Genomic DNA, 16,502 nt, shown 5'->3' with positions numbered 1-16,502 from the left:
AGCGCAGAACGCGTCAGAAGGCGGCAAGGCCGTCAGGCCTTGTTAGCCTTCTGGAAGCGTTCGAGTTGCTCGTTGCCGCGCTTGACCGCTTCGTCCAGCGCTTCCTTCGGTTGCTTCGCGCCGCGCCACACGCCTTCGAGTTCCTCGTCGATGATCGTGCGGATCTGCAGGAAGTTGCCGAGGCGCACGCCGCGCGACTTGTCGGTCGTCTTGCGGACCATCTGGTTGACCGACACGTCGTAGCCGGGGTTCTGCTTGTAGAAGCCGGACTTCTCGGTGAGGTCGAACGAAGCCTTGGTGACGGGCAGGTAGCCGGTGCGTTGGTGGCTCTTGGCGGCCACCTCCGGCTGCGAGAGGTAGCTCAGGAACTGCGCCACGCCCTTGTATTCCTGGGGCTTCTTGCCCGACATGATCCACAGGCTGGCGCCGCCGATCACGGTGTTCTGCGGCGCGCCCGGAACGTCGGGGTAGTAGGGCAGGGTGCCGATGCCGTAGGCGAACTTGCCGTTGCGCTTGACGCTGCCGGCCAGCGCCGACGAGCCGGTCGCCATCGCGCACTCGCCGGAGACGAAGGTGGCGTCCGCCGCGTTGTCGCGGCCCTTGTAGACGAACAGGCCGCTCTTGGCCATGTTGGCCAAGTTTTCGATGTGGCGCACGTGCAGCGGGCTGTTGAACGCGAGGCGCGTGTCCAGGCCACCGAAGCCGTTGTTCTTGGTGGCGTACAGCACGTTGTGCCAGGCCGAGAAGCTTTCCAGCTGGGTCCAGCTGATCCAGCTGGTGGTGAACGGGCACTTGTGGCCCGACGCCTTCAGCTTGGCGGCGGCCAGCGCCACTTCGGGCCAGGTCTTGGGCGGACTCTCCGGATCGAGGCCCGCGGCCTTGAAGGCGTCCTTGTTGTAGTGGAAGACCGGTGTCGAGCTGTTGAACGGGAAGCTCAGCATCTGGCCGTTCGGCGCCGTGTAGTAGCCCGCCACGGCCGGCACGTACACGGAGGGGTCGAACTTCAGCCCGGCATCCGTCATCACCTTGGCGACCGGCACGATGGCGCCCTTGGACGCCATCATGGTGGCGGTGCCGACCTCGAACACCTGGATCATGTGGGGCGCGTTGCCGGCGCGGAACGCGGCAATGCCGGCGGTCATGGACTCGGCGTAGCTGCCCTTGAAGGTGGGCACCACCTTGTAATCCTTCTGGCTGGCATTGAAGTCCTTGGCGAGGTCGTTCACCCATTCGCCGAGGGCGCCGCCCATCGAATGCCACCACTGGATCTCCGTCTGGGCCTGGGCGGGGGCCGCGGCAAAGAAGGTGGCGGCCAGTGCCAGCGCAGAAAGCTTCATTCTCATTCGGTTCTCTCCTGTTCGGTTCAGCCGGGAAGGGCCTGACTCTACGGTTTTTGCGTGACGCGGATTAGACAGACGCGGTCCCTGGGCAACAAGCGGGTTTCCCATGACCGTGAGGCCTGCGCGTTGCTGCGCTGCGGTAACATCCCCTCTCAGCCGGGTTGCTCCGTTGGCTGACATAGCCCTGACACGATGAACGCGCCAACGACACTCGAACAACTCATGGCCGCGGTCGGCGACGATGCGCCGCGCCTGCGCGAGATCCCCTACAACTACACGTCGTTCTCCGATCGCGAGATCGTGATCCGCGTGCTCGGCGCGCGCGCGTGGGAAGTCCTCAACCGGCTGCGCGAGGAGCGCCGCACCGGTCGCTCGGCCCGCATGCTGTACGAGGTGCTGGGCGACATCTGGGTCGTGCAGCGCAATCCCTACCTGCAGGACGACCTGCTGGACAACCCCAAGCGCCGGCGCCTGCTGGTGGAAGCGCTGCATCACCGGCTTGCCGAGATCGGCAAGCGGCGCGACCCCGACACCGATCCGCAGCGCGATGGCCTCGTGGGCGAGCTGCTGGAAGCGGCGCAGGCCGCGGTCCACCACTTCGACGGCGCGTTCGGCCAGACCGCCGAACTGCGGACGCGCGCGCAGCGCCTGCTGCGCAAGTACACCGCCAAGGACAATATCAAGTTCGACGGCATGTCGCGCGTCTCGCACGTCACCGATGCCACCGACTGGCGCGTCGAGTACCCCTTTGTCGTGCTCACGCCGGACACCGAAGCCGAGATGGCGGGCCTGGTGAAGGGCTGCATCGAGCTGGGCCTGACCATCATCCCGCGCGGCGGCGGCACCGGCTACACGGGCGGCGCCATCCCGCTCACGTGGAAGAGCGCGGTGATCAACACCGAAAAGCTCGAGGCGATGACCGAGGTCGAGCACTTCGCGCTGCCCGGCCACGCCGATCCCGTGCCCACCATCTGGACCGAAGCCGGCGTGGTGACGCAGCGCGTGTCCGACGCCGCCGAGCGTGCCGGTTTCGTGTTCGCGGTCGACCCGACGTCGGCCGAGGCCTCCTGCATCGGCGGCAACGTCGCCATGAATGCGGGCGGCAAGAAGGCCGTGCTGTGGGGCACGGCGCTGGACAACCTCGCCTCCTGGCGCATGGTCACGCCGGACGCGCAGTGGCTGGAAGTCGTCCGCCTGGACCACAACCTCGGCAAGATCCATGACGCGCCGGTGGCCACCTTCGAGCTGCGCTACTTCGATGCCTCCAACCGGATCGACTGGTCCAAACCCAAGCGCACCGAACGACTGGAGATCCCCGGCGCCCGCTTCCGCAAGGAAGGCCTGGGCAAGGACGTCACCGACAAGTTCCTCTCCGGCCTGCCCGGCATCCAGAAGGAGGGCTGCGACGGCCTGATCACCAGCGCGCGCTGGGTCGTGCACCGCATGCCGCAGCACACGCGCACGGTGTGCCTGGAGTTCTTCGGCAACGCCAGGGATGCGGTGCCCAGCATCGTCGAGATCAAGGACTTCATGTTCGGCGAGCAGGGCCGCACCGGCACCGTGCTGGCGGGCCTGGAACACCTGGACGACCGCTACCTCAAGGCCGTGGGCTACGCGACCAAGTCCAAGCGCGGCGGCCTGCCCAAGATGGTGCTGGTCGGCGACATCGCCGGCGACGACCAGGATGCGGTCGCGCGGGCCACCTCGGAGGTCGTGCGGCTGGCCAATTCGCGCAGCGGCGAGGGCTTCATCGCGATCAGCCCGGAAGCGCGCAAGAAGTTCTGGCTGGACCGCAAGCGCACGGCGGCGATCAGCAAGCACACCAACGCCTTCAAGATCAACGAGGACGTGGTGATCCCCTTGCCGCGCATGGCGGAGTACACCGACGGCATCGAGCGCATCAACATCGAACTGTCGCTGCGCAACAAGATCGCGCTGGCCAACGAGCTGGAGGTCTTCTTCGCCCGTGGCAACCTGCCGCTGGGCAAGCAGGACGACGCCGGCGAGATCCCCTCGGCCGAACTGCTGGAAGACCGCGTGCAGCAGGCGCTCGCCCTGGTGCGCGAGGTGCGCGGCCAGTGGCAGGACTGGCTCACCAACGTCGAGCCGCTGTTCGCGCAGCTGCAGGACCACTCGCTGCGCGCGAGCTGGAAGGCGCAGATCCGCGCGCCGCTGGCGTCCATCTTCGCCGGCAATGCCTTCGCGCCCATCCTGACCGAGGTCAACGCGATCCACCAGCGCGTGCTCAAGGGCCGCGTGTGGGTGGCGCTGCACATGCATGCCGGCGACGGCAACGTGCACACCAACATCCCGGTCAACAGCGACGACTACGAGATGCTGCAGACCGCGCACGAGGCGGTCAAGCGCATCATGGCGCTGGCGCGTTCGCTGGACGGCGTGATCTCCGGCGAGCACGGCATCGGCATCACCAAGCTGGAATTCCTCACCGACGAGGAGATCGCGCCCTTCGCCGACTACAAGCAGAGGGTGGATCCGGAGGGGCGCTTCAACAAGGGCAAGCTGCTGCGGCCGTCCGCGCGCGGCGCCGTCGACGCCGACATGTCGGTGTACGCCGACCTGACCAACGCCTACACGCCATCCTTCGGCCTGATGGGGCACGAGTCGATCATCATGCAGCAGTCGGACATCGGCGCGATCGCCGATTCCATCAAGGACTGCCTGCGCTGCGGCAAGTGCAAGCCGGTCTGCGCCACCCACGTGCCGCGGGCCAACCTGCTGTACAGCCCGCGCAACAAGATCCTGGCGACGTCGCTGCTGGTCGAGGCCTTCCTGTACGAGGAGCAGACGCGCCGCGGCGTGTCGATCAAGCACTGGGAGGAGTTCGAGGACGTCTCGGACCACTGCACCGTCTGCCACAAGTGCCTGAATCCCTGCCCGGTCAAGATCGACTTCGGCGACGTGTCGATGAACATGCGCAACCTGCTGCGCAAGATGGGCCAGAAGAGCTTCCGCCCCGGCAACGCTGCGGCGATGCTGATGCTCAACGCCACCAACCCGCAGAGCATCAAGGCGATCCGCGCCGCGGTGGTGGGCGTCGGCTACAAGGCCCAGCGCATGGGCAACAACCTGCTGCGCGGACTGGCGCACCTGCAGGTCAAGCGCCCGCCGGACACCCACGGGCCGGCGCCGGTGAAGGAGCAGGTGGTCCACTTCATCAACAAGAAGCTGCCGGGCGGCCTGCCGAACAAGACCGCGCGGGCGCTGCTGGACATCGAGGACAAGGACTACGTCCCGATCATCCGCGACCCGAAGGCGACGACGGCCGAATCGGAGGCGGTGTTCTACTTCCCCGGCTGCGGCTCGGAACGCCTGTTCTCGCAGGTGGGCCTGGCCACCCAGGCGATGCTGTGGCACGCCGGCGTGCAGACGGTGCTGCCGCCCGGGTATCTGTGCTGCGGCTATCCGCAGCGCGGCTCCGGCCAGTTCGACAAGGCCGAGAAGATGATCACCGACAACCGGGTGCTGTTCCACCGCGTGGCCAACACGCTGAACTACCTGGACATCAAGACGGTGGTGGTGTCCTGCGGCACCTGCTACGACCAGCTGCAGGGCTACGAGTTCGACCAGATCTTCCCGGGCTGCCGGATCATCGACATCCATGAATACCTGCTGGAAAAGGGCATCAAGCTGGAGGGTGCGGGCGGCTACCTGTACCACGACCCCTGCCACACGCCCATGAAGCTGCAGGACCCGATGAAGACCGTGAAGGCGCTGGTGGGCGAGAACGTGCGCAAGTCCGAGCGCTGCTGCGGCGAGTCGGGCACGCTGGCCGTCACCCGCCCGGACATCTCCACCCAGGTGCGCTTCCGCAAGGAAGAGGAACTGCGCAAGGATGAGGATGCGCTGCGCGCCTCGGGCGCGGTGCCGGAGAAGGGCAACGTCAAGATCCTCACCAGCTGCCCCAGCTGCCTGCAGGGCCTGCACCGCTACAGCCACGACCTGCAGAACGGCCTGCTGGAGGCCGACTACATCGTGGTCGAGATGGCCAGCAAGATCCTGGGCGCCGACTGGATGAAGGACTATGTGAAGGCCGCCAACAACGGCGGCATCGAGCGGGTGCTGGTGTGAGCACCGCGCGGCCGTCGGCAGGAGCTGCGGCCGCGTCCGGCCCGCAGGAGGCAGGTGGCTCGAAGCGGCAGCCCGGCTGCCCGCTGTGCGATGCCGACGGCGGCCGGGTGCTGGTGCGCGCGCCACGCTGGCGGCTCATCCATGCCCAGGAAGAAGCCTTTCCCGCGTTCTACCGCGTGGTCTGGCAAGACCATGTCGCCGAGTTTTCCCAGCTGTCCCGCGCCGAACGCCACGAGTGCATGGACGTGGTCGCCACCGTGGAAGACGCACTGCTGCGCCACCTGCGGCCGGCGAAGGCGAACGTGGCCGCGCTGGGCAACGTGGTGCCGCATCTGCACTGGCACGTGATCGCGCGGTTCGACTGGGACAGCCGGTTCCCGGCGCCGGTGTGGGCGCCGGCGCAGCGCGAGCCCGACGCCGCGCGCCTGGCCGAAGTGGCCGCCCTCCTGCCTGCGGTCGAGAAGGACCTGCTCTCCCGCTTGGGCAGCCCCTGAGGACGCGCTGCGCTTAAACTGCCTGCATGGCCGGTTTGCGCAGCGACACACCCTCTCCCGAATCCCTCACCCTGCATGGCGCCTCGCGCGTGCTGGAAGTCGGCTTTGCCGACGGTTCGGTGTTCCGCCTTCCCTTCGAGCTGATGCGCGTGTTTTCGCCGTCGGCCGAGGTGCAGGGCCACGGCCCCGGCCAGGAGGTGCTGCAGACCGGCAAGCGCGAGGTCGAGATCACGGACCTGGAGCCGGTGGGCAACTACGGGGTCAAGCCGGTGTTCTCCGATGGCCACGACACCGGCATCTATTCGTGGGACTACCTGTACTTCCTCGGCGCGCAGCAGGCGCAGCTGTGGGAGGACTACACGCGCCGGCTGCAGGAAGCCGGCGTCGACCGGGACGCCCCCATGGCCGCGAAGGCGGCGCATGGCGGCCACGCCTGCGGCCACTGAACCTTTCCGGCACGACCATGACCCAGACCCATTTCGGTTTCCAGAACGTCGACGAACGCGAGAAGGCCGGCCGCGTGCGCGGCGTGTTCGACTCCGTGGCCCCGCGCTACGACCTGATGAACGACCTGATGTCGCTCGGCCTGCACCGCGCCTGGAAGGCGTTCACGGTGCTGGCGGCCGACCTGCGGCCCGGCCAGGCGGTGCTGGACATCGCCGGCGGCACGGGCGACCTGGCGCAGGCGTTTGCCCGCAAGGTGGGGCCCGGCGGCCTCGTGGTGCACACCGACATCAACGCCGCCATGCTGGGTGTCGGACGCAACCGGCTGCTCGATGCCGGCGTCGTCCTGCCCACAGTGGTCTGCGACGCCGAGAAACTGCCCTTCGAGTCGGAGAGCTTCGACCGCGTCAGCGTGGGCTTCGGCCTGCGCAACATGACGCACAAGGACCGCGCGCTGGCGGAGATGCACCGTGTGCTGAAACCGGGCGGAAAACTGCTCGTACTGGAGTTCTCCCGGGTGGCGCCGCCGCTGGAAAAGGCGTACGACTGGTACTCGTTCAACATCCTGCCCCGGCTGGGGCGGCTGGTGGCCGGCGACGAGGCCAGCTACCGCTACCTCGCCGAGTCCATCCGGATGCACCCCGGGCAGGAGGAACTGAAGGCGCTGATGAAGAAAGCCGGCTTCGGCCACGTGGACTATCACAACCTCACCGCCGGGGTGGCCGCGCTGCATGTTGCAATCAAGTGCTGAGCCCGCATCTGGGGCGGGCATAGGAGACATTCGATGAAACTCTGGACCGTATTGCTCGCCGGCGTGCTCGCCTTCGGTGCCCTGGACGCCGACGCGGCGCGCCGCCTGGGTGGCGGCGGCTCGGTCGGCCGCCAGTCTTCCAACGTCACGCAGCGCCAAAGCACGCCGCCCGCTTCTCCCAGCACCACGCCGACGTCGCCCAGCACGGCGCCCTCGGCCACGCCCCAGCCGAACCCGGCGACCGCCGCGCCGGCCAAGCAGCCAAGCCGCTGGGGCGGCATGCTGGGCGGGCTCGCCGCAGGCCTCGGCATCGCCGCCCTGGCGCATGCCCTGGGCTTCGGCGCCGGTTTCGCCAACGTGATGCTGTTCCTGCTGCTGGGCGTGCTGGTGCTGGTCGCGATCGGCATGATGCGCGCCCGCCGCCAGCAGCCCGCAGCGGCTGGCGCCGGCTACGGCATGCAGAACAGCGGCCTGAGCGCCGATGCGCCGGCTTCGCCGCGCCAGTACAACCCGGCCAAGGTGGGCAACGACGCGTCCGCCCGACCCTGGGAAAGCGGCTTCGACGCCCATGCGGCGCGCGACGCGGAAGGTGGCCTGCGCATCGGCTCGGCGCTGGCCGGCCAGCCGCGCGGCGCCCTGGAGGGCTCGCAGACCTGGGGCATCCCGCCCGGCTTCGACGTCGAGGGCTTCCTGGGGGCGGCCAAGCGCAATTTCCTGACGCTGCAGGACGCCTGGGATCGAGCCGACTTCGGCACCCTGCGCAGCATGATGACCGACGAGATGCTGCAGGAGATCCGCAACCAGATCGGCGAGCGCGACCAGGGCGCCGTCGCGACCACGCACAAGACCGAGGTGGTCCTGCTGGAGGCGCAGTTGCTGGGCATCGAGGAACTCGCCACCGAGTACCTGGCCAGCGTGGAGTTCTCCGGGATGATCCGCGAGGAGCCCTCCGCCGGTCCCGCGCCGTTCCGCGAAGTCTGGAACATGATCAAGCCCAGGAGCGGCAGCTCGGGCTGGCTGGTCGCGGGGGTCCAGGCGCTCCAGTGAGCCCGGCGGGGCCGCGCCCCGCCCGCATCATCAATAATCGGGGGATGACCACACCGGCATCCCCCGCTTCCGTTTTTGACCAGCTGTTCGAGCGCCTGGGGAAGGCGCTGCAGCCGCCGCCCTGGGTGGTGCAGGAGATGCAGCGGCGGCTGGTGCTGCTGCTCAATCACGTGCTGCAGCAGGAGCCGGAGGCGCAGGCCCGGCTGAAACGCCAGGCCGGGCGCCTGGTGGAGGCGCACTGGCGGCACTTCAGCGTGCGCCTGGCGGCCACGCCGGCCGGCCTGCTGGACCTCGGTCCCGCGACGCAGGTGCCCGACCTCAGCCTCACCGTGACCGAGGAGTCGCCGTTTTCGCTGGCGCAGGCCGCGGTGCGGGGCGACAAGCCGTCCGTGCGCATCGCCGGCGACGTGCAGCTGGCCGCCGAGGTGCAATGGCTGGTGGACCATGTCCGCTGGGACATCGAGGAGGACCTCGCGCGCGTGTTCGGCGACGCGCCGGCCCACATGATCGGGAGCGTGATGCGCCGCATGGCCGACGCGCTGCGCCAGTTCGCCGGGCGCGACAAGGCCGCCCCGGGCGGCGGCGCCGATTCAGGGACCGCGGGGCGGTCGGGCGGATGACGCGCTACGTGCGCGCCATCGTCATCCTCTGGGTGATCTTCCGCTTCGGGCTGGACGAGCTGGTGCTCTCCGGCTTCCGGCTGCGGGGGCTCGCCCGGATCATCTCCTTCGGACGCCGCCGCCACATCGACGCGCCGCGCGGGCAGCGCCTGCGCCAGGCGCTGGAGGCGCTGGGCCCGATCTTCGTCAAGTTCGGGCAGGTGCTGTCCACCCGGCGCGACCTGCTGCCGCAGGACATCGCCGACGAACTCGCGATGCTGCAGGACCGGGTGCCGCCCTTTCCCTCGTCGGTGGCCGTGGCGACCATCGAGCGCGCCTTCAAGCGCCCGCTCAACGCCGTCTTCGAGAGCTTCGACCACGAGCCCGTGGCCAGCGCCTCGATCGCGCAGGTGCATTTCGCCACCGTCCGCCTGCGCTCGGGCGACATGAAGGACGTCGCGGTCAAGGTGCTCCGCCCCGGCATGCTGTCGGTGATCGAGAAGGACCTGGACCTCATGCGCATGATGGCCGGCTGGATCGAGAAGGCCTCGCACGATGCCAAGCGCTTGAAGCCGCGCGAGGTGGTCGCCGAGTTCGACAAGTACCTGCACGACGAGCTGGACCTGGTGCGCGAGGCGGCCAACGCGGCGCAGCTGCGCCGCAACATGTCCAGCCTGCACCTGGTGATGATCCCCGAGATGTACTGGGACTTCGTGCATCCCGAGGTGATCGTGATGGAGCGTATGACCGGCGTGCCGATCAGCCGGGTCGATCGCCTGAACGAAGCCGGCGTGGACCTGCGCCAGCTGGCCCGCGACGGCGTCACGATCTTCTTCACCCAGGTGTTCCGCGACGGCTTCTTCCACGCCGACATGCACCCCGGCAACATCCAGGTGAGCGTGCAGCCCGGCACCTTCGGCCGCTACATCTCGCTGGACTTCGGGATCATCGGCACGCTGACCGAGCACGACAAGGACTACCTCGCGCAGAACTTCACCGCCTTCTTCCGGCGCGACTACAAGCGAGTGGCCGAGCTGCACATCGAGTCCGGCTGGGTGCCGCCGGGCACGCGGGTGGACGAGCTGGAGGGCGCCGTGCGCACGGTGTGCGAGCCGTACTTCGACCGGCCCCTGCGCGAGATCTCGCTGGGCATGGTGCTGATGCGGCTGTTCCAGACCTCGCGCCGCTTCAACGTGGAGATCCAGCCGCAGCTGGTGCTGCTGCAGAAGACCCTGCTCAACATCGAGGGACTGGGCCGCCAGCTCGACCCCGACCTGGACCTGTGGGCGACCGCCAAGCCTTTCCTGGAAAAGTGGATGCTGGACCAGATCGGCCCGCAGAAGCTGGTGCAGGAGCTGCGCGATCAGGCGCCGCGGTACGCCAAGCTGCTGCCGGAACTGCCCCGGCTGCTGCACTCGTACCTGAACGAGCGCCACGGCAGCCTGCAGAAGGAAGTGCGGGAGCTGCTGGTGGAGCAGCGGCGCACCAACCGGCTGCTGGAGACCGCCCTGTTCAGTGGCATCGGATTTGCATTGGGCCTGCTGGTGATGCTGGCGCTTGTGCGCAACAACATCTTCTGAGTCGTGCCACCGTCCTGCATAATGCCGCGCAAACCGGGGAGGGGGTTGGGGGATTGCCATGAACACCACGCTCGTCGCATTCGTCGTCGTGTACCTGCTCGGTACGCTGGGCATCGGCGTCTGGGCCGGCACCCGGATCAAGAACACCACTGATTTCGCCATCGCGGGGCGCAGCCTCCCGCTGGTGATGGTGGTGACCACCACCTTCGCCACCTGGTTCGGCGCCGAGACGGTGATGGGCATCCCGGCGCGCTTCGTCCAGGGCGGCCTCAACGCCATCGTCGAAGATCCCTTCGGCGCGGGCACCTGCCTGGTCCTGGTGGGCCTGTTCTTCGCCACCAAGCTGTACCGGCAGAACCTGCTGACCATCGGTGACTTCTACCGCCAGCGCTACGGTCGCGGCATCGAGGTGTTCTGCTCCGCGGCCATCATCCTGAGCTACCTGGGCTGGGTGGCGGCGCAGATCACCGCGCTGGGCCTGGTGTTCAGCGTGCTCACCAACGGGGCGATGTCCGAGACCACGGGCATGATCGTGGGCACCCTGGCGGTGCTGGTCTACGTGGTGATCGGCGGCTTCCTGGCCGTTGCCTGGACCGACTTCATCCAGATGATCGTGCTGGTGGTGGGCCTCACCATCATCGCCATCTTCTCGGCGGACCTGGCCGGCGGCGCCGGCAAGGTGCTGGACCTGGCGAGTTCCAAGCAGCTCTGGAACTTCCTGCCCGCGCCCACCTTCACCGACATGGCCTTCTTCATCGGTGCGGGCCTCACCATGATGCTGGGAAGCATCCCGCAGCAGGACGTGTTCCAGCGCGTGATGTCCGCCCAGGATAGCGATACCGCCCGCAATGGCGCGGTGATCGGCGGCGTGTCGTACATCCTGTTCGCCTTCGTCCCGATGTTCATCGTTGCCAGCGCGGTGGTGGTGATGGGCGACAGCGCCATGGAGCTGGCCAAGAACGACTACCAGCGCGTGCTGCCGACGTTCGTGCTGACCAAGATGCCGCTGGTGATGCAGATCCTGTTCTTCGGCGCGCTGCTGTCGGCCATCAAGAGCACCTCGTCGGCCACGCTGCTGGCGCCGTCGACCAGCTTCGTCGAGAACATCCTGAAGAACCTGCGCCCCCGCATGAGCGACAAGCAGCAGCTGTTCGCGATGCGCGCCACCATCGTCAGCTTCACCGGCCTGGTGCTGGCGTACGCGATCGCGATGAAGGGCACCTCGATCTACGACCTGGTGTCCTCGGCCTACCAGGTGACCCTGGTCGGCGCCTTCGTGCCGCTGGTGATGGGGCTGTACTGGAAGCGCTCCACGACCCAGGGCGCGATCTTCTCGGTCGCGGCCGGCCTGGCGGCCTGGGTTCTGTTCTTCCCGCAGGTGGGCGGCGAAGCGCTCAGCAAGGCCTTCCCGGCGCAGCTGGCCGGCCTGATCGCCGCTTTCGGCGGCATGGTCGTGGGCTCGCTGCTGCCGCAGAAGCTGCGCAACCGGCACGAGATGGTGCACCACGTGGCCGGCATGCCCGCCCAATAGCCGGCGCCTCCCCGGGGCCGCGGGTGACGGGAAGGCTTGGGATCTGGCCCCCCGCCTATAATTGAGGGCTTTGCTCCCACGACCTGACCCGCCATGCCCATCTACGCGTACAAATGCGGCTCCTGTGGCCATGCCAAGGACGTCCTGCAAAAAGTTTCCGATGCCCCGCTGACGGAGTGCCCGTCCTGCGGCGCCGACGCGTTCTCCAAGCAGATCACCGCGGCCGGCTTCCAGCTCAAGGGTTCGGGCTGGTACGCGACGGATTTCCGGGGTGGCAGCACTGCGCCCGCGGCGGACAAGGGCGCCGAGGGTGCCAAGGGCAGCGAGCCTGCGAAGGGCACCGAGCCTGCCAAGGGCACCGATTCCGGCAAGACCGAGAGCGCGCCGGCGGCGACCAAGCCCGACGCGCCCAGCGCGGCGGCCGGCGGCTGCGGCGCGTCCTGCGCCTGCCACTGAGAATCCCATGCACGCCCTGCGCAAATGGCTCGTGGCGGGGCTGCTCGTCATCGTGCCGGTGGCCATCACGATCTCCGTGCTGCGCTGGATCATCGACACGCTCGACCAGACCCTGCAGATCCTGCCGGGAGCCTGGCAGCCGGACCGGCTGATCGGCTTCCACATCCCCGGCTTCGGCGTGCTGCTGACGCTGGCCATCCTGCTGATCGTCGGCGCCACCGCCAGCAACTTCATCGGCAAGCGGCTGGTGCACCTGGGCGACCGCGTGGTGTCGCGGATCCCGGTGGTCCGCTCGATCTATTCGAGCGTCAAGCAGGTGTCGGACACGCTGTTCTCCGAGAGCGGCAACGCCTTCCGCACCGCGGTGCTGGTGCAGTGGCCGCGCCCGGACGTGTGGACCATCGCCTTCGTCACCGGCACGCCGGGCGGCGACGTGGCCAACCACCTGCACGGCGAGGAATACGTCAGCGTCTACGTGCCCACCACGCCCAACCCCACGGGCGGCTATTTCGTGATGCTGCGCAAGAGCGACTGCATCGAACTCAAGATGAGCGTGGACGACGCGCTCAAGTACGTCGTCTCCATGGGCGTCGTGTCCCCCCAGAAGACGATCGCGCGCAACTGAGCGCGCCTCGCGTTCCCCGAAGGTATTTCCATGCAACAAATGCGTACGACCTATTGCGGTCTGGTGACCGAAGCCCTCATGGGCCAGACCGTGAGCCTGTGCGGCTGGGTGAACCGCCGCCGCGACCATGGCGGCGTGATCTTCGTCGACCTGCGCGACCGCGAAGGCTATGTGCAGGTGGTGTGCGATCCCGACCGCGCCGAGATGTTCAAGACCGCCGAAGGCCTGCGCAACGAGTTCTGCGTGCAGGTCAAGGGCCTGGTGCGCGCGCGTCCGGAGGGCACCGTCAATGACCACCTGAAGAGCGGCAGGATCGAAGTGCTGTGCCAGGAACTGACCGTGCTGAACCCCTCGGTCACGCCGCCCTTCCAGCTCGATGACGACAACCTGTCGGAAACGACGCGCCTGATGCACCGCGTGCTGGACCTGCGCCGGCCGTACATGCAGAACAACCTGATGCTGCGCTACAAGGTGACGATGGAGGTGCGCAAGTTCCTGGACGCCAACGGCTTCATCGACATTGAGACGCCGATGCTCACCAAGAGCACGCCGGAAGGCGCGCGCGACTACCTGGTGCCCTCGCGCGTGCACGACGGCATGTTCTTCGCGCTGCCGCAGTCCCCCCAGCTGTTCAAGCAGCTGCTGATGGTGTCGGGCTTCGACCGCTACTACCAGATCACCAAGTGCTTCCGCGACGAGGACCTGCGCGCGGACCGCCAGCCCGAATTCACCCAGATCGACGTGGAGACCTCCTTCCTGACCGAGGAGGAGATCCGCACGATGTTCGAGGGCATGATCCGCAGCACCTTCAAGAACGTCATCGGCGTCGACATGCCGGCCTTCCCGGTGATGACCCACGCCGACGCCATGCGCCTGTACGGCTCCGACAAGCCGGACCTGCGCGTGAAGCTGGAGTTCACCGAACTCACGGACGTCATGAAGGACGTCGACTTCAAGGTCTTCTCCGGCCCGGCGAACGCCGAGGACGGCCGCGTGGTCGGCCTGCGCGTGCCCGGCGGCTCCGGCATGAGCCGCGGCGAGATCGACGGCTACACCGAGTTCGTGAAGATCTACGGCGCCAAGGGCCTGGCCTGGGTCAAGGTCAACGACGTGGCCGCGGGCCGTGAAGGCCTGCAGTCGCCGATCGTGAAGAACCTGCACGACCGCGCGATCGCCGAGATCCTCAAGCGCACCGGCGCTCAGAACGGCGACCTGGTCTTCTTCGGCGCCGACCGCGCCAAGGTGGTCAACGACTCCATCGGCGCGCTGCGCGTGAAGGTGGGCCACAGCGAGTTCGGCAAGGGCCATGGCCTGGTCGAGGGCCAGTGGAAGCCGCTGTGGGTGGTGGACTTCCCGATGTTCGAGTTCGACGACGATGCGCAGCGCTGGAACGCGGTGCACCATCCCTTCACCTCGCCCAAGGACGGCCACGAGGACTGGCTGGAGACCGACCCCGGCCGCTGCCTGGCCAAGGCCTACGACGCCGTGCTGAACGGCATCGAGCTCGGTGGCGGCTCGGTCCGGATCCACCGCGAGGAGGTGCAGAGCAAGGTGTTCCGCGCGCTGAAGATCGACGCCGAGGAAGCCAAGCTGAAGTTCGGCTTCCTGCTGGACGCGCTGCAGTACGGCGCGCCCCCGCACGGCGGCATCGCCATCGGCCTGGACCGCTTCGTCATGCTGATGACCGGCGCCGAGTCCCTGCGCGACGTGATCGCCTTCCCGAAGACGCAGCGCGCCCAGGACCTGTTGACCCAGGCGCCGGGGCCGGTCGACGAGAAGCAATTGCGCGAACTGCACATCCGGCTGCGCAACGCGACAGCGGCCTGAGCCAGAAGCGAGGACATGGCTTCCTCCGGTGGTCGACACTGGCTTGCCCTGGCGCTGCTTTCGACGGCCTTGGCGTCCTGCGACGTGCGCAACGATCCCACCCGCGACCCCAGCCGCCTGCCGCTGGGTTCCACCCGCGAATTCACCCTCGGCTTCCTCGGGCAGCCGACGGCCAGCTACCGGCTGGCATCGGGCGAGCGCCTGCAGTATTCGCGCGCGCCTTCGGGCTACGAAGTCAACAACGTCGACCTCGACCCCAGCGGCCACGTGGTCGCGGTGACCCAGGTACTGGACGAGCGCCGCTTCGCCGCCACCATCCAGCCCGGGGTGTGGACCGAGGAGGACGTGGAGCGCACCTACGGCAAGCCGGCCCGGGTCAGCCGCGTCGCCTCGTTCGACGGCGGCATCTGGGAGTGGCGCTTCAAGCAGAACAACAACCCGCGGATGCTGTTCATCTATGTCGATCCGCGGGGCGTGGTGCAGCGGTACCAGGTCAGCGACGAACCCCTGAACTAGGGGCATCCGGCACCGCGTGGCCCAATGTCCCGGCCGTTCAAGCTCCCCCTGTCCGTCCTGGTCGTGATCCACACGCCGGACCTGGACGTGCTGCTGATCAACCGCGCCGACACGCCCGGCCACTGGCAGTCGGTCACCGGCTCCAAGGACAGCGTGGACGAGAGCTTCGAGGAGACGGCCATCCGCGAAGTGCAGGAGGAGACCGGCATCGCCTGCGCGGACGGACGGCTCACCGACTGGGGGCTGGAGAACGTCTACGACATCTATCCCCACTACCTGCACCGCTACGCACCCGGCGTCCTGCGCAACCGCGAGCACGTGTTCGGGCTGTGCGTGCCGGCCGGCACGCCCGTGACCCTCAACCCGCGGGAGCACACGGCCTGGCAGTGGTTGACCTGGCGCAAGGCGGCCGATACCTGCTTCTCGCCGTCCAACGCCGAAGCGATCCTGATGCTGCCAGAATTCAGGGAATGAGCCTTCTGCGGGTCGCGACCTACAACATCCACAAGGGCGTGCAGGGCCTGGGCCCGGCGCGCCGGCTCGAAATCCACAACCTCGGCCATGCGGTGGAGCAGCTCGACGCGGACATCGTGTGCCTGCAGGAAGTGCGCAAGCTGCACCGGCGCGAAGAGCAGTACTTCACCCGCTGGCCCGAGCTGCCGCAGGCTGAATTCCTCTGTCCCGAGGGCTACTTCGCCCTCTACCAGACCAACGCGAAGACCAAGCACGGCGAGCACGGCAACGCGCTGCTGTCGCGCTGGCCGGTGGTCTCGCAGGGTCACGAAGACATGTCGGACCACCGGTTCGAGCAGCGCGGCCTGCTGCACGCGGAGCTGAAGGTCGGCCGCCGCAAGGTGCACGTGATCGTGCTGCACCTGGGGCTGATCGCCGGCAGCCGCGCCCGCCAGGTCGAGCAGATGCTGCGGTTCATCGAGCGGGAGATCCCGCGCACCGCGCCGGTGATCGTGGCCGGGGACTTCAACGACTGGGGCGGCAAGCTGCGCCCGATGCTCAACAGCCACGGCTTCCAGGACTTCATGGGCCAGCGGGCGCTGACCTATCCCTCGCGCCTGCCCCTGACGCAGCTGGACTACGTGTACGGCCGGGGCCTGAAGCCGATGGGACTGGAGATCCCGCGGGGGCGCATCTGGTGGCGCATGTCGGACCACCTGCCGCTGATCGCAGAGTTCAAGGTGTAGGGAG

15 protein-coding genes are annotated in these 16,502 nt (G+C 67.9%); 14 read left to right on the top strand and 1 reads right to left on the bottom strand.

Features of this window, described 5'->3' with window-relative positions; translation table 11 throughout:
* Nucleotides 1–32: 32 nt before the first annotated feature.
* Nucleotides 33–1,343 carry a sn-glycerol-3-phosphate ABC transporter substrate-binding protein UgpB gene (gene ugpB, locus AC1DSA_RS06595; protein ID WP_477887272.1) on the bottom strand — a complete coding sequence of 437 codons (1,311 nt, stop codon included), beginning with the start codon at nucleotides 1,341–1,343 and terminating at the stop codon, nucleotides 33–35.
* A 189-nt stretch (nucleotides 1,344–1,532) separates the two neighbouring features.
* On the opposite strand from ugpB, the gene AC1DSA_RS06590 reads away from it, so the two are divergent.
* The 14 genes from AC1DSA_RS06590 to AC1DSA_RS06525 all read left to right on the top strand — a co-directional run bounded on the left by AC1DSA_RS06590 (nucleotide 1,533) and on the right by AC1DSA_RS06525 (nucleotide 16,498).
* Nucleotides 1,533–5,429, top strand: a complete 3,897-nt coding sequence (locus AC1DSA_RS06590; protein ID WP_477887270.1) for a DUF3683 domain-containing protein — start codon at nucleotides 1,533–1,535, stop codon at nucleotides 5,427–5,429.
* An 83-nt stretch (nucleotides 5,430–5,512) separates the two neighbouring features.
* Entirely contained in the window at nucleotides 5,513–5,923 is a 411-nt protein-coding gene (locus AC1DSA_RS06585; protein WP_477887440.1) for an HIT family protein, read from the top strand.
* 26 nt (nucleotides 5,924–5,949) lie between these two features.
* On the top strand, nucleotides 5,950–6,369 hold the full coding sequence (locus AC1DSA_RS06580; RefSeq protein WP_477887268.1) for a gamma-butyrobetaine hydroxylase family protein: 420 nt from the start codon (nucleotides 5,950–5,952) through the stop codon (nucleotides 6,367–6,369).
* Nucleotides 6,370–6,386: 17 nt separating this feature from the next.
* Nucleotides 6,387–7,118, top strand: a complete 732-nt coding sequence (gene ubiE, locus AC1DSA_RS06575; protein ID WP_477887266.1) for a bifunctional demethylmenaquinone methyltransferase/2-methoxy-6-polyprenyl-1,4-benzoquinol methylase UbiE — start codon at nucleotides 6,387–6,389, stop codon at nucleotides 7,116–7,118.
* A 33-nt stretch (nucleotides 7,119–7,151) separates the two neighbouring features.
* Entirely contained in the window at nucleotides 7,152–8,165 is a 1,014-nt protein-coding gene (locus tag AC1DSA_RS06570) for a Tim44 domain-containing protein (protein ID WP_477887264.1), read from the top strand.
* Nucleotides 8,166–8,209: 44 nt separating this feature from the next.
* Nucleotides 8,210–8,785: a ubiquinone biosynthesis accessory factor UbiJ gene (locus AC1DSA_RS06565; protein ID WP_477887262.1), complete on the top strand. Its 576-nt coding sequence runs from the start codon at nucleotides 8,210–8,212 to the stop codon at nucleotides 8,783–8,785.
* On the top strand, nucleotides 8,782–10,344 hold the full coding sequence (gene ubiB, locus AC1DSA_RS06560) for a ubiquinone biosynthesis regulatory protein kinase UbiB (protein WP_477887260.1): 1,563 nt from the start codon (nucleotides 8,782–8,784) through the stop codon (nucleotides 10,342–10,344). The genes AC1DSA_RS06565 and ubiB overlap by 4 nt, the downstream gene beginning before the upstream one ends.
* 58 nt (nucleotides 10,345–10,402) lie before the next feature.
* Complete coding sequence (locus AC1DSA_RS06555) at nucleotides 10,403–11,875, top strand: high affinity choline transporter 1 (RefSeq protein ID WP_477887258.1); 1,473 nt, start codon at nucleotides 10,403–10,405, stop codon at nucleotides 11,873–11,875.
* Between the two features lie 93 nt (nucleotides 11,876–11,968).
* Entirely contained in the window at nucleotides 11,969–12,331 is a 363-nt protein-coding gene (locus tag AC1DSA_RS06550; RefSeq protein WP_477887256.1) for an FmdB family zinc ribbon protein, read from the top strand.
* 7 nt (nucleotides 12,332–12,338) lie between these two features.
* The gene (locus AC1DSA_RS06545; RefSeq protein WP_477887254.1) at nucleotides 12,339–12,956 is read left to right on the top strand and encodes a DUF502 domain-containing protein; all 618 of its coding nucleotides are present in this window, start codon (nucleotides 12,339–12,341) and stop codon (nucleotides 12,954–12,956) included.
* A 39-nt stretch (nucleotides 12,957–12,995) separates the two neighbouring features.
* Nucleotides 12,996–14,783 carry an aspartate--tRNA ligase gene (gene aspS / locus AC1DSA_RS06540; protein WP_477887438.1) on the top strand — a complete coding sequence of 596 codons (1,788 nt, stop codon included), beginning with the start codon at nucleotides 12,996–12,998 and terminating at the stop codon, nucleotides 14,781–14,783.
* A 15-nt stretch (nucleotides 14,784–14,798) separates the two neighbouring features.
* On the top strand, nucleotides 14,799–15,299 hold the full coding sequence (locus tag AC1DSA_RS06535; protein WP_477887252.1) for a hypothetical protein: 501 nt from the start codon (nucleotides 14,799–14,801) through the stop codon (nucleotides 15,297–15,299).
* Nucleotides 15,300–15,323: 24 nt separating this feature from the next.
* Complete coding sequence (gene nudB / locus AC1DSA_RS06530) at nucleotides 15,324–15,773, top strand: dihydroneopterin triphosphate diphosphatase (protein WP_477887250.1); 450 nt, start codon at nucleotides 15,324–15,326, stop codon at nucleotides 15,771–15,773.
* Nucleotides 15,770–16,498: an endonuclease/exonuclease/phosphatase family protein gene (locus AC1DSA_RS06525; protein WP_477887248.1), complete on the top strand. Its 729-nt coding sequence runs from the start codon at nucleotides 15,770–15,772 to the stop codon at nucleotides 16,496–16,498. Before nudB ends, AC1DSA_RS06525 begins: the two co-directional genes overlap by 4 nt.
* Nucleotides 16,499–16,502 lie beyond the last annotated feature (4 nt).

The organism is Ramlibacter sp. P4_H7 (assembly GCF_056400765.1).
Note: the sequence above shows the minus strand (reverse complement) of the source record. Positions and strands in the feature narration are given on the sequence as shown.